General features: G+C 66.0%; 14 protein-coding genes. 6 read left to right on the top strand and 8 right to left on the bottom strand.

Features of this window, described 5'->3' with window-relative positions:
* Both Q0Q48_RS28440 and Q0Q48_RS28445 read right to left on the bottom strand, forming a co-directional pair.
* The coding region (locus Q0Q48_RS28440) for an enoyl-CoA hydratase (protein WP_295145817.1) at positions 1-743 on the bottom strand (743 nt) is incomplete at its 3' end.
* Positions 740-1,921: an amidohydrolase family protein gene (locus Q0Q48_RS28445; RefSeq protein ID WP_295145819.1), complete on the bottom strand. Its 1,182-nt coding sequence runs from the start codon at positions 1,919-1,921 to the stop codon at positions 740-742. The genes Q0Q48_RS28440 and Q0Q48_RS28445, both read right to left, overlap by 4 nt.
* A 39-nt stretch (positions 1,922-1,960) precedes the next feature.
* Here Q0Q48_RS28445 and Q0Q48_RS28450 point away from each other — a divergent pair, with 39 nt between their 5' ends.
* Both Q0Q48_RS28450 and Q0Q48_RS28455 read left to right on the top strand, forming a co-directional pair.
* On the top strand, positions 1,961-2,704 hold the full coding sequence (locus tag Q0Q48_RS28450; RefSeq protein WP_295145821.1) for a fumarylacetoacetate hydrolase family protein: 744 nt from the start codon (positions 1,961-1,963) through the stop codon (positions 2,702-2,704).
* Positions 2,705-2,757: 53 nt separating this feature from the next.
* Positions 2,758-3,993 (top strand): MFS transporter, encoded by a 1,236-nt coding sequence (locus Q0Q48_RS28455; RefSeq protein WP_295145823.1) that lies wholly within the window; start codon positions 2,758-2,760, stop codon positions 3,991-3,993.
* Here the strand turns inward: Q0Q48_RS28455 and Q0Q48_RS28460 are convergent.
* Positions 3,990-4,394: a hypothetical protein gene (locus Q0Q48_RS28460; RefSeq protein WP_295145825.1), complete on the bottom strand. Its 405-nt coding sequence runs from the start codon at positions 4,392-4,394 to the stop codon at positions 3,990-3,992. The genes Q0Q48_RS28455 and Q0Q48_RS28460 overlap by 4 nt on opposite strands.
* A gap of 25 nt (positions 4,395-4,419) precedes the next feature.
* Positions 4,420-5,199, bottom strand: a complete 780-nt coding sequence (locus Q0Q48_RS28465) for an enoyl-CoA hydratase/isomerase family protein (RefSeq protein WP_295145826.1) — start codon at positions 5,197-5,199, stop codon at positions 4,420-4,422.
* Between the two features lie 80 nt (positions 5,200-5,279).
* Here Q0Q48_RS28465 and Q0Q48_RS28470 point away from each other — a divergent pair, with 80 nt between their 5' ends.
* The gene (locus tag Q0Q48_RS28470; RefSeq protein WP_295145828.1) at positions 5,280-6,020 is read left to right on the top strand and encodes a carbonic anhydrase; all 741 of its coding nucleotides are present in this window, start codon (positions 5,280-5,282) and stop codon (positions 6,018-6,020) included.
* 43 nt (positions 6,021-6,063) lie between these two features.
* On the opposite strand, the gene Q0Q48_RS28475 is transcribed toward Q0Q48_RS28470, so the two are convergent.
* Complete coding sequence (locus Q0Q48_RS28475) at positions 6,064-7,242, bottom strand: aminotransferase class V-fold PLP-dependent enzyme (protein WP_295145830.1); 1,179 nt, start codon at positions 7,240-7,242, stop codon at positions 6,064-6,066.
* Positions 7,243-7,383: 141 nt separating this feature from the next.
* On the opposite strand from Q0Q48_RS28475, the gene Q0Q48_RS28480 reads away from it, so the two are divergent.
* Both Q0Q48_RS28480 and Q0Q48_RS28485 read left to right on the top strand, forming a co-directional pair.
* A complete protein-coding gene (locus Q0Q48_RS28480; protein WP_295145832.1) occupies positions 7,384-8,745 on the top strand; it encodes an aspartate aminotransferase family protein in 1,362 nt (453 codons plus the stop codon).
* A gap of 128 nt (positions 8,746-8,873) precedes the next feature.
* Complete coding sequence (locus Q0Q48_RS28485; RefSeq protein ID WP_295145834.1) at positions 8,874-9,785, top strand: SMP-30/gluconolactonase/LRE family protein; 912 nt, start codon at positions 8,874-8,876, stop codon at positions 9,783-9,785.
* 9 nt (positions 9,786-9,794) lie between these two features.
* Here Q0Q48_RS28485 and Q0Q48_RS28490 read toward each other — a convergent pair whose 3' ends face one another.
* Entirely contained in the window at positions 9,795-10,181 is a 387-nt protein-coding gene (locus Q0Q48_RS28490) for an SET domain-containing protein-lysine N-methyltransferase (RefSeq protein ID WP_295145835.1), read from the bottom strand.
* 218 nt (positions 10,182-10,399) lie between these two features.
* Between Q0Q48_RS28490 and Q0Q48_RS28495 the strand changes: the two genes are divergently transcribed.
* Positions 10,400-10,837, top strand: a complete 438-nt coding sequence (locus Q0Q48_RS28495; RefSeq protein WP_295145837.1) for a GNAT family N-acetyltransferase — start codon at positions 10,400-10,402, stop codon at positions 10,835-10,837.
* Here the strand turns inward: Q0Q48_RS28495 and Q0Q48_RS28500 are convergent.
* Positions 10,834-11,235 carry a RidA family protein gene (locus Q0Q48_RS28500; RefSeq protein ID WP_295145839.1) on the bottom strand — a complete coding sequence of 134 codons (402 nt, stop codon included), beginning with the start codon at positions 11,233-11,235 and terminating at the stop codon, positions 10,834-10,836. The genes Q0Q48_RS28495 and Q0Q48_RS28500 overlap by 4 nt on opposite strands.
* Before the next feature lie 29 nt (positions 11,236-11,264).
* Positions 11,265-12,065: tripartite tricarboxylate transporter substrate-binding protein (locus Q0Q48_RS28505; RefSeq protein WP_295145841.1), on the bottom strand; the 801-nt coding region annotated here is incomplete at its 5' end.

A 12,065-nucleotide genomic window follows, 5' to 3' on the forward strand; every position in this document is an offset into this window, starting at 1 on the left:
TGCGGGATGGTGAGCATGTAGTTCTTGAAGGCGTTCTCCATCGCCTGGCGCCAGCCCTGCGCGTCCTGGGTCTCGTTGACCGAGGCCTTGGCGAGCTTCAGCGCATAGGGATCGCGCTCGGCGATCCGCTGGGCCAGCGCCATCGTCTCCGCTTCGAGCCTTTCCCGCGGCACCACGCGATTGACCAGGCCCGCTTTCTCGGCGTCGGCGGCGCTGATGAAGTCGCCGGTGAAGAGATACTCCTTGGTCTTGCGCGGGCCGAAGTCCCACGGCATCGAGAAATACTGCACATGGCTGCCGCCCCACTTCACGGCACGGTCGGCGAACTGCGCATCCTCGCTGGCGATGATGATGTCGCAGGCCGAGGCGATCATCAGGCCGCCCATAATGCAGTAGCCCTGGACCTGCGCGATGGTGGGTTTGGGCAGATCGCGCCAGCGCATCGTGTTCTCGAAGAAGCGCTCCCACAGGCGGCGATACTCGCCCCTGAAGCCGGGTTCGAGCGCCGTCTTCTTCTGGTCCTCCATCTCCTGCGGGCTGCCGAGATCGTGGCCGGCCGAAAAATGCTTGCCGGCACCCGCCAGGATGATCACCCGCACGTCGCTGTCCTTCACGCCCGCGGCGAAGGCATCGTCGAGCTCCTCGAGCAGGATGCGGCTCTGCGCGTTCAGCACCTCGGGCCGGTTGGTCGTGATCTTAAGCACCGGCCCGGTGCGTTCGGTGAGGAGCGTCGAATAAGTCATGCGGCTGCCTGTACGGGATGGTGGAGTTCGGGCGCGAGACCGGCGCCCATCAGGTCGATGAAATTGTCGCAATAGAAGCGCTGCTTCTGCGCCTCCGTGGTGCCGGCCTTCTCCATGGACGCCTCGAAGCGCTTGATGGGATGGCGGCCGCCTTCGACATGCGGATAGTCGGAGGAGAAGAGACAGACCTCGTCACCGGTGTTGGCGATGATCCAGCCGGCATCCTCGTGCGGGTAGGGGGTGACGCGAACCTGGCGCTGCACGAACTCGCTGGGTTTCAGCGACATCTTCTGCAGCCGCTCCTCGTTGCGATAGAAAGCGTTGTGCGCGCTGTCCATGTTGCGCATCCAGCCGGGCACCCATGAGGCGCCCTGCTCGATGACTCCGAACTTCAGCCGCGGGAAACGGTCGAGCACGCGGTCGACGACGAGCGCCGTCAGCGCCTTCATCGGTGGATAGGCGATGGCCATGTAGTCGATCGACTTGAAATTGTCGTCGCCGCCGTGGAAGTCCGGCACCGGCGGCAGGCCGTTGTTGAAGTAGGCCTCTTCGAGCAGCTTGCCGCCGCCGCCGACATGGAAAACGATCGGCAGGCCGGCATCCTGGGCAAGGGCCCACAGCGGATCGAGGCCGATGTGACTGGGCGAATGGCCATCGGGGCAGCGCGACGGGATCATCAACGCCTTCGCGCCCAGTTCGATGGCCTCGCGGGCAGCCTTTGCCGTGCGCTCGAAATCGACCAGGGGCACGTAGCCGGTGGGCAGCAGGCGGCGATCGATCGAACAGAACTCGACCATATGCCGCGTATGGGCGCGCGCCACCGCATAAGTCAGCTCGACGTCGCGGCCGCCTTCCAGCACCGACGAGTAATTGAGCAGCGCCGTCGTGAACATGAGCTGGCTGGCGAAGCCCAGCAGGTCGATCGAGCGCGGGCGGTCGTGGCGGCTCGATGCGCCGAGCGCCTCCCAGTTCTTGCGCAGCATGATCTGCGCGTCGTCGAAGACCTGTGCCGGATCGGCCTTGAGGCGCGTGCTGTGGAAGCCCTCGTGGCGCGGGAACAGGACCTGGTCGGTCACCGCGCCGCGGTGCCGGGCCTCCAGGTGTTCCTCGAGGAAGCCGGGCATTTCCATGATGTGCGCATCGGCGTCATGAATGACGCGGCCGCCAGCGTAGGGCATCGTCTCCTCCAAATCCTTGTCGTTTTGCGAGAGCTTATCATGAGCCAGGACATTTCCCATGCGGTGCGGACCCTCCTCGAAGCGCGGCGCTCCGGCCGCCAGGTGCTACCGCCATTTGCGTTGAAGGACCGCATTGCGGTCTATGCGATCCAGGACGGCGTGGCCGCAGCCACCGGGCCCGTCAGCGGCTGGAAGGTGGGCGCACGCACGCCAACGGCGGAACCGAACCCCGCGCCCCTGCTGGCGGGTGCCCTCGTGCCGTCGCCGGCGCACTTCGACGGCAAGGCGATGCATATGATCGGCGTCGAGGTCGAGATCTCGTTCCACATCGTGCGCGACATCGCCGCTCGACCTTCGGCGGTCGAGCGGGAGGAGGCGCTTGCGGCCGTGGGCGATGCCTTCGTCGGCATGGAAATCGTCGACACACGCCTCGCGGATTTCAAGAACGCCGATCCCGAATGGCTGCTGGCCGACAATCAGATGAACCACGCGCTGGTCGTGGGCGATCCGATCGGCAACTGGACGTCGCTCGACTGGCCGAAGCTGCAGGTGAGACTTGTGGTCGACGGGCAAACGGTCGTCGATCGGCAGGGCGGTCTCGGCGCCGTCGATCCCGTGCGCCCGCTCGTCTGGATGATCGACCATGCCGTTCGCCATCGCGGCGGCCTTCGCGCGGGGCAGGCGATCACCACCGGCTCGTGGACCGGCCTCCTCTACTTCCCGCCGGGCTCGCACGCGCGCGGCGAGTTCGTCGGCCTCGGTACCGTCGAGGCGAGCTTCTGATGTTTCGGCGCCAGCCGTAACAACGGTCGTGCTCCGGGCGGCAGTGTCCGCCCATGACCGCTCTCGCATCTCCCGCGCCCTTCTTCGGCCGCCGCGTCGTCGCGGCTGCGTTCGTGCTCGCCGTGTTCGGCTGGGGCCTCGGCTTCTACGGCCCGCCGGTCTATCTCCAGGCGGTGCGCGAGGCGCGGGACTGGTCGGTGGTGCTCGTTTCGTCGGCCGTCACCCTGCATTTCCTGGTGGGCGCGGTCGTCGTCGCCAACCTGCCGGCGCTCTATCGCCGCTTCGGCCTGCCGGCGGTCACCAAGGCCGGCGCCGCGCTGTTGGTGATCGGCGTCCTTGGATGGGCGGTGGCAAGAGAGCCGTGGCAGCTTCTGCTCGCCACGTTCTTGAGCGGCGCCGGCTGGGTGGCGATGGGCGCGGCGGCCGTCAATGCCATTGTGGCGCCGTGGTACGCGGTGCGGCGGCCGGCGGCCCTGTCGATGGCCTATAACGGCGCCAGCATCGGCGGTGTCGTCTTTTCTCCGTTGTGGGTTGCGGCCATCGCCGCGTTCGGTTTTCCGGTCGCGGCGGCGGTCATCGGTGCGATCATGGTCGTCATCGTCTGGTTCCTCGCCGACCACGTCTTTGCCCATACGCCGCAGTCGCTGGGCCAGGTCCAGGACGGCGAGATCCTGACGCCCGTCGCCGGTGCAGCCGCAGCGGTGGAGAGCACTCTGCCGGGGGCGCGGCTGTGGCGCGACCGTCGCTTTCTCACCCTGGCGGGCGCGATGGCACTCGGCCTGTTCGCACAGATCGGCCTGATCGCCCACCTCTTCTCGCTGCTGGTGCCGGTGTTCGGCGGACCGGCGGCCGGCATCGTCATGGGATTGGCGACGGCGGCGGCGATCGCAGGCCGGACGCTGGTCGGATGGTTGATGCCGCAAGGCAGCGACCGGCGTCTGGTCGCCTGTACGAGCCATGCCGTGCAGATCGCGGGATCTCTGGCGTTGCTCTTCGCGTGCGGAGCGGACGGGGTGCTGCTGGTGGTGGGCGTGCTGTTGTTCGGCGCCGGGATCGGCAATACGACGTCGCTGCCGCCGCTGATCGCGCAGGCCGAATTCAGCAAAGTCGACGTTCAGCGCGTCGTGCCGTTGATCGTGGCGGTCGGGCAGGGAACCTATGCATTCGCGCCAGCCGCGTTCGGCTGGCTGCGGACGCTGTCACCAGCGGAAGGGATGCCGGTGTTCGTCGCGGCCGCCCTGATCCAGGCGGCCGCGATCGCACTCTTCCTCTTGGGAAGAAAGACTTAGTAGTACCAGCCGGGATACGGGTAGCCGCCCCAGGGGCCCCAATCCCAGTCGTTCATCGCATTCTCGTCGGCCGTCATCTGCTGCTCGTCCGCGAGGTTCTTCTGGAACATGTTGTTGCGATAGGTGCCGTAGGCCGCCGCGTTGCCGACATAGATGCACACGCAAACCGTCGGGTCCGGATAGACGTAGAACACCTGCCCGTTCTTGATCTCGCGCGAGAACTTGTGCGGCGGCAGGCTCTTGAACGCCGCCTGGCGCTGCGGCGTGTTCGCGGGCACGAACTTGAATCCCGCCGCGATCATCATGTCTTCCTTGTTCGCGATCACCTGCTGCGGGTTCTGGCAGGCGGCGACGGCAGCGCCCATCCCAAGAACCAGAGAGAGTGTGGCAATCCGCTTCATCTACGTCCTCCGTATCATTCCTCTGTCAGGCGCCTGACCATTTGGGTGCCCGCTTTCCCAGGAAGGCCGCCATGCCCTCGCGGAAGTCGGCGCTACCGTAAGCCAGTCTGATGAGATCGTCGATGTTCTCGTCGCCCAGGCGGGCCTGAAGGCGGCGCAGCGCCTCCTTGGTGACCTGCATCGTGATCGGAGCATGCCCGGCCACCGTCCGGGCCAGCTCGTCGGCCCGGGCGAGCAAGGCGGACTGGTCGGGCAGCAGCTCGCTGATCAGGCCGCAGGACAGCGCCGATGGCGCGTCCATCAGCTTGGCCAGCAGCACCATTTCCTTGACCCGCTGCGGGCCGATGAGAGCCGCCAGCCGGGCGTAGTTCGGCATCGACAGGCAGTTGCCCAGGGTCCTGGCGATCGGGAAGCCGAACTGGGCGCTGGCCGATCCGATCCGCAGATCGCAGACGGCCGCGATCGCCGCGCCGCCTCCGGTGCAGAAGCCGTTGATCGCGGCGATGGTCGGCACGGGGCAGCGCTCGATCTCGCCCAGGATCCGGTCCATCTTGCGCTCGTAGGCGATCCCGTCCTCGCCGCTCTCGAAGCTCTGGAACTGGGCGATGTCGGTGCCGGCGGCAAAGGCCTTGTCGCCCCCGCCGGTGACCACCAGGGCGCGGACCTCCCCGGTCTTGGCCACGCGGGCGCAGATCTCGGCCAGTCCTTCGTACATCGCGAAGGTCAGGGCATTGCGGGCCTTGGGCCGGTTGAACGTCACCCAGCCAATTTCGCCGCGCTTCTCGAAAAGCAGTTCTTCGGTCATGTCATCCAATGTTGCTGATTTGTGCGCCGCGACATCATCGTCTATGTCGCCTTGGGCCGCAAACGGGCATAGGCAAGGTCATGGCATTCGAACGGCTTCTCAAGGGCTTCGCCGATTTCCAGGTTGGTTACTATCAGGAGCATCTCGATCTGTTCGAGAAGCTCGCGACGGAAGGCCAGTCGCCAAAGATCCTCATCATTGGTTGCTCCGATGCGCGGGTCGATCCGGGCATCCTGACCCAGACCAAGCCGGGCGACATCTTCACCGTGCGCAACGTGGCGGCAATGGTGCCGCCGGCCCAGATTCCTCCCGACGAGCGCCATCACGGCACCTCGGCCGCCATCGAGTTCGCGGTCCGCGGCCTCGGTGTCGAGCACATCGTCGTTCTGGGCCACGCGCTGTGCGGCGGCATCGGTGCGCTGGTCGACGGCAGCCGCGGCGCCTATGCCCACTACGACTACCTCTCGACCTGGACCAGCATCGCGCAGCAAACGCGCGATCTCGTCGTCGAGGAGCTGAAGGGCCGGCCGCGCGACGAGGTCGTGCGCGCGGTCGAGCAGGCCGCCGTGGTGAACAGCGTGAGCAACCTGATGGGCTATCGCTGGATCGAGGAGCGGGTGAAGGCCGGCACGCTGTCCCTGCACGCGTGGTGGTTCAACCTGACGGTCGGCCAGCTCTACGCCTTCAACCCAGAAACCTTGAAGTTCACGGCCGTGGTCGGCGTCAAGCTCGACGCCGCCATCACCGCCCGTACGCCTCTCTCGGCCCTCACGCCGGAAGCCTTCGCGGCGGCGCTCGCCGGCAAGAAGCCGGCGTTCTGACGGCCCTTGGCCGTCATCCCGAGCCGTTGCGAGGGATCCAAGCCTAAGCCGACAGCGACTCGATCGCGGCGTCGACACCGCCCGGCACGAACGGCACGCCCGCGGCCTTCATGGCGAGTTCGGTCGTGGCGAGGCAGCCCAGCAGCATCGGCTCGTTGAGGTCGCCCATGTGGCCGATGCGGAACATCTTGCCCATCATCTTGCCCAGCCCGCCGCCGAGCGACAGGTTGAAGCGATCGATGGCGGCCTTGCGCAGCGGGTCGGAGCTGACGCCCTCGGGCATCACGACCGCGGTCACCGAGTTCGAGAGCCGGTCCTCGTTCTGGCAGAAGAGCTGCGGGCCCTTGCCGTCGGAGCCCCACACGCGCACCGCGGCGCGCGTTGCCTCGGCGAGGCGGGCATGGCGCGCGAAAACGGCATCGAGGCCTTCCTCCTCCAGCATCTTCAGCGATTCCTGCAGGCCGAAGAACATGTGAACGGGCGCGGTGCCGACGAACTTCTGCGGCGCGCGGCCGGTCATCATCTCCCAGCTCCAGTAATGCCGCGGCGTCTTGGACTTGCGCGACACTTCCAGCGCCTTGTTGCTGACGCCCGTCATCGACATGCCGGTGGGCAGCATCAGACCCTTCTGGCTGCCGCCGACCGTGAGGTCGATGCCCCAGGCGTCCATCTTGTATTCCATGCTGGCGAGCGAGGAGATCGTGTCGCTGAGCAGCAGAGCCGGATGCTTGGCCTCATCGATGGCGCGGCGCACCTCGGCGAGCGGCAGGACCATGCCCGTCGCGGTCTCGTTGTGGACGGTCAGGACCGCCTTGATCTTGTGTTCCTTGTCGGCGGCGAGACGCTCGGCGATCCGGGAAATGTCGGCGCCGCGGCGCTGGTCGGCGGGGATCGTCTCGACCTTGATGTCGAGATGGTGCGCCATTTCGGTCCAGCTCTCGGAGAAGTAGCCGGTCTCGACCATCAGCACGGTTTCACCGGGCGAGAACAGGTTGGCGAGGGCGGCTTCCCAGGCGCCATGGCCGGTCGAGGAATACATGAACAGGTTCTGGTCGGTCTTCAGCACCCGCTTCACGCCGTTGTGGCAGGCGTGGTGGATGGCGATGAACTCGTCCGACATGAAATCGATTACGGGCCGGTCCATCGCGCGAAGGATGCGGTCGGGAATGTTGGTCGGGCCGGGATTATTGAAGAATTGGCGGCCACGGGGCTTGGCGTTCACGGCGTTCCTCCACCTTGGGACGGCGAACTTTGACGCGAGGCCCTTGGCGAAACAAGCGAGACAAGCGATGCTCAGCCATTAGCTGGATTGAGGGCAAGTATGAGCGCGCAAGAGAAAGATTCATCGCAGACAAACTCCGCCGTGGTCGCCGACTACAAGGCGAAGACCGGCAAATCGGCAGCCCTGTTCGAGCGCGCCCACAAGGTGCTGCCGAGCGGCATCACTCACGATGCGCGTTACCTCGATCCCTATTCGATCCACGTGTCGCGCGCCGCGGGCCCGCGCAAGTGGGACGTGGACGGCAATGAGTATGTCGACTATTTCGGCGGCCACGGCGCCATGCTGCTCGGCCATTCGCATCCGGCCGTCGTCGAGGCCGTGAAGCGCCAGATCGAACTCGGTACGCACTACGGTTCGAGCCATGAACTGGAAGTGCGTTGGGCGGAGCTGGTGTGCGAGTTGACGCCTTGCGCCGACAAGGTCCGCTTCACCGCGTCGGGCACCGAGGCCTCGCACATGGCGATCCGCCTCGCGCGCGCCCACACGGGCAAGGACAAGATCCTGCGCTTCCTCGGCCATTTCCACGGCTGGCACGATCATGTGACGGCCGGCGCCGGTGCCACCTATGACGGCGGCACCACGCCCGGTGTGCCGCAGGAGGTGAGCTCGCTGTCGATCGTCATGCCGAGCAGCGACGTCGCCGCCGTCGTCAAGGTGATCGAGGAGCGCGACGACATCGCCGCCGTCATGTTCGAACCGTCGGGTGCGTCGTGGGGGCAGGTGCCGCTGCCGCCTGGCTTCATCCAGGCGGTACGTGACGCCACGGCGAAGAAGGGCGTCGTCATGCTGATGGACGAGGTCATCACCGGCTACCGCTGGTCCTCGGGCGGCGCGCAGAAGGCGTTCGGCATCACGCCGGACCTCTGCATCCAGGCCAAGATCGTGGCCGGCGGCCTGCCGGGCGGCGCGGTCTCCGGCAAACGGGAGATCATGGATCGCATCGATCATGCCGCGACGGCGGCCCGCAAGATCGAGCGAATCCTCCATCCGGGCACCTTCAACGCCAATCCGCTGTCGGCCGCCGCGGCCGTCACCGCGCTGTCGCTGGTACGCGACGAGGACCTGGCCGAAAAGGCCAACAGGACGGCGGCCGAACTGCGCGCGGCGCTCACCGAAGTGCTGGTGCAGGAAGGCGTGCCGTGGGGCATCTACGGCCAGAGCTCGACCTTCCTGATTTATCCCAATCCCTTCGGCGACCCGATCGATCCCGCCAACTTCGATCCGCTGAAGGTGCCGATCGAGAAGCTCAAGGGCGCGCGGGCCGCGGGTCCGCTCACCGGCAAGATCCGTATGGGCCTGATGACCCACGGCGTCGACGTCATGGGCTCGCCCGGCGGCTTCGTCTCCGCGATGCACGGCGGTGCGGAGATCGAGAAGACGGTCCATGCGCTGCGCCAGACGGTCCGGGCCCTCAAGGCCGAACGCGAGGTGAAGGTGGCTTAGGCGGCTGGGGGCGCGCGACTCCAGTCGCGCGTCTTCTCCGCAGCAAACAATGAATCGCGCCACTCAAAGAGCGGAGGTTACTCCGCTCGCAGTGGCGCACCCCGGCGAGGAAAATGATCATGTACGGAATGACCAGCCCCGTGCGGGCGACCGAGTTCACGCGGCTGCCGGACAGGTTCCGCAAGCCCTCGCGCACGGCGTGGGGCGATGCCAATGCGGTGGGGCAGTTGCTCGACTCCTTCCTCGAAGGGCCGAGCTTCGATCGCGCGGGCAACCTCTATGTCACCGACATTCCGTTCGGACGCGTCTTCCGGATCTCGCCGGCAGGCGAATGGACACTGGTGACCGAATATGATGGCTGGCCGAACGGGCTGAAGATCCACAAGGACGGCCGCATCTTCATCACCGACTACAAGCGCGGCATCATCCTGCTCGATCCCGACACCGGCACGGTGACGCCGCTCCTCGAGACGCGCGGCTCGGAGAGCTTCAAGGGCGTCAACGATCTGTTCTTTGCCGCCAACGGCGATCTCTATTTCACCGACCAGGGCCAGACCGGCCTGCACGATCCGACGGGTCGCGTCTATCGCTACGATACGGCGGGCCGGCTCACGATGCTGGTGAATGCGGTACCCAGCCCCAACGGGCTGGTGATGAACAAGGCCGAGACGGTGCTCTATGTCGGGGTGACGCGCGGCAACGCGGTGTGGCGCCTGCCGCTGATGGGCGACGGCACGGCAAGCAAGGTCGGGCTGTTCATCCAGATGAGCGGCGGCCATGCCGGTCCCGACGGCATGGCGCTGGACGAGGAGGGCGGGCTGGTGATCGCCCATCCCAGCACGACGGCGTGGCGCTTCGATGCGCTCGGAAGGCCGACCCATCACGTCGACTGCGGTGACGACATCTACTGCACCAACGTCGCGTTCTCAGGCAATGACCTATACGTCGTGGTGTCGCGCCGCAGCGAGAAGGTTGCGGCCGGCACGATCCTGAAGGCGACCATGCCGGTGCCTGGCAAGGCGATGTTCTCGCACGCCTAGATCCATCTACTATTTGGCGATCGGGTCGTAGCCGTAATCGAAGGTCAGCTCCTCGCCCCGGGACACGTGGCGAATGGACCATGCCTCGACCATCCACCGATCGTGGACCTGGAGCATCCGCCATTCACAGTTCGGCTCCGGATCGTGGTTGATCAGGGAGATGTGACCGATCGCGACAAGGCCGCGTCGGGAGTTGAGAGGATGATCGAAGTAGTTACCGTTCAGGACGGTTTCGGTGACATGCCTGATGTCCCGGCCGGGCAGCTCCCAGGTGAAGCAGTCGTCGATCTTGGTGCGCGGAGCGATGTTGGCGCATGCAGTGAGCCCAAGGCCACGACCAGGGATCGTGGTGACCTGATACGGTCGGACGGTCAGAGGAATTTTAACGCGCTTCACGTGCTGGCGGCTTCTGGAACTCTGGGTACGCGCAAGAGGCCTGCTTCTTCTCGAACAGCCGCATGCAGATAATGGGGTGGCAATACTCGATCACCCTGTGGCCGATCAAGTGTTCGAAGCGCTCCAGACACTGAATTCCCCGCAGACGCATCCGTTGGTGGCCTCGGCATAGCAATGGCTGTGCCGGGCAACGGCAAGAGCATGTATAGTCGGACGCGATGATCACCATCGGAAAGCTCGAACCGTCAGACCGCGCGCAATGGGAAGTGCTGTTCCGCGCCTACATGGATTTCTACGAGCGCGTGTTGCCGCAGGCGATGTACGACCGCGCCTGGGACGAATTCGCGAAGGACACGCGCATGCACGCGCTGGGCGCGCGCCTCGACGGGCGGCTGGTTGGCATCACGCACTTCCTGGTCCACGCCAACACCTCGTCGGATGATGTCTGCTACCTGCAGGATCTGTTCACCGAGGCCGGGGTGCGCGGCAAGGGCGTGGCACGCGCTCTGATCCAGGCGGTCGCCGACTGGGCGAAGGCGCAAGGCTGCCCGCGCCTCTACTGGCAGACGCAGGCGAGCAACGCGACGGCGCGGCTCCTCTACGACAAGATGGCCGTGAACCGCGGTTTCATCCGCTACGACATCGAGCTCGGTTAGCGCCTGCCCTTGCCGATGTGGGCGACCGCCTCGATCTCGACCAGGATTTCGGGGGCGGCGAGGGCGCTGACCTCGACCAGGGTCGAGGCCGGGAAATCGCCGGTGAAGAATTCGCGGCGCGCCTGCCAGACCTTGGTGTTGTTGGCGATTTCGGTGAGGAAGATCGTGATCTTCACCACGTCCGACATGGCGCCGCCCGCGGCCTCGACCAGCGACTTGATCTTGCCGAAGATCACCTTGGCCTGGGCATATTCGTCCATCGCGCCCAGCGCCTTGGGATCGGCGCCGCGCGCGGTCATTCCGGAGACATAGGCCACGCCATCGACCACCAGGCAGTTCGACCAGCGCTCGGGCGGCGGCTCGGCGACATCGGGCGAGATCACGCGGCGGATGGTCATGTCGTCTCCTCCTTGTGGGGCGGTGCCTGCTAACCGGGCTTCGCGCCCGAAGCTTTCACGACCGGTGTCCACTTGTCGATCTCGCCCTGGATGAAGCGCGTCACCTCGGCGGGCGTCATGGTGCTGCCCTCGGCGCCGATCTCCTCCCAGCGCTTGATGACGGCGGGCTCCTTCAGCACGGCCTGCATTTCCGTCGCCAGACGGTCGACGATCGGCTGCGGCGTCTTTGCGGGCACCGAGATGCCGAACCAGGAGTAGGAAATCAGGTCGGGATAGCCGAGCTCCTTCATGGTCGGCACATCGGGGAAGGCGGGGCTGCGCGTCTCGCCGCTCACCGCCAGCGCCGTCACCTTGCCGGCCTTGATGTGTGGCGCGGCCGAAGGCAGAGAATCGAACATCACCGGCACGTTCCCGGCGATCGTGTCGATCATGGCCGGCCCGGCGCCGCGATAGGGAACGTGGACCAGACCGGCGCTGATCACCTGCTCCAGACGCGCGCCCAGCAGGTGATTGCTCGAACCGGCCCCGGACGTCGCATAGGAAACCTTTCCGGGATTGGCCTTCGCGTAGTCGACGAACTCCTTGAAGGTCTTGGGACCGAAGTTCGTGTTGGCGACCAGGACGCTGGGGTTGGTCGAGGCGATGGAGACATGGATGAAGTCGCCCATCGGGTCGAAGTCGCCGCCGCCGTAAAGCGTGGGCGAGATCGACAGGCCGGAGATCACCGACATCAGCAAGGTGTAGCCGTCGGGCGGGGACTTGGCGACGATCGCCGTGCCGACCATCGCGCCCTTGCCGGGCTTGTTGTCGACGATGATGTTCTGGCCGAG

The sequence above is a fragment of the uncultured Reyranella sp. genome (assembly GCF_945957355.1).
Taxonomy (GTDB): domain Bacteria; phylum Pseudomonadota; class Alphaproteobacteria; order Reyranellales; family Reyranellaceae; genus Reyranella.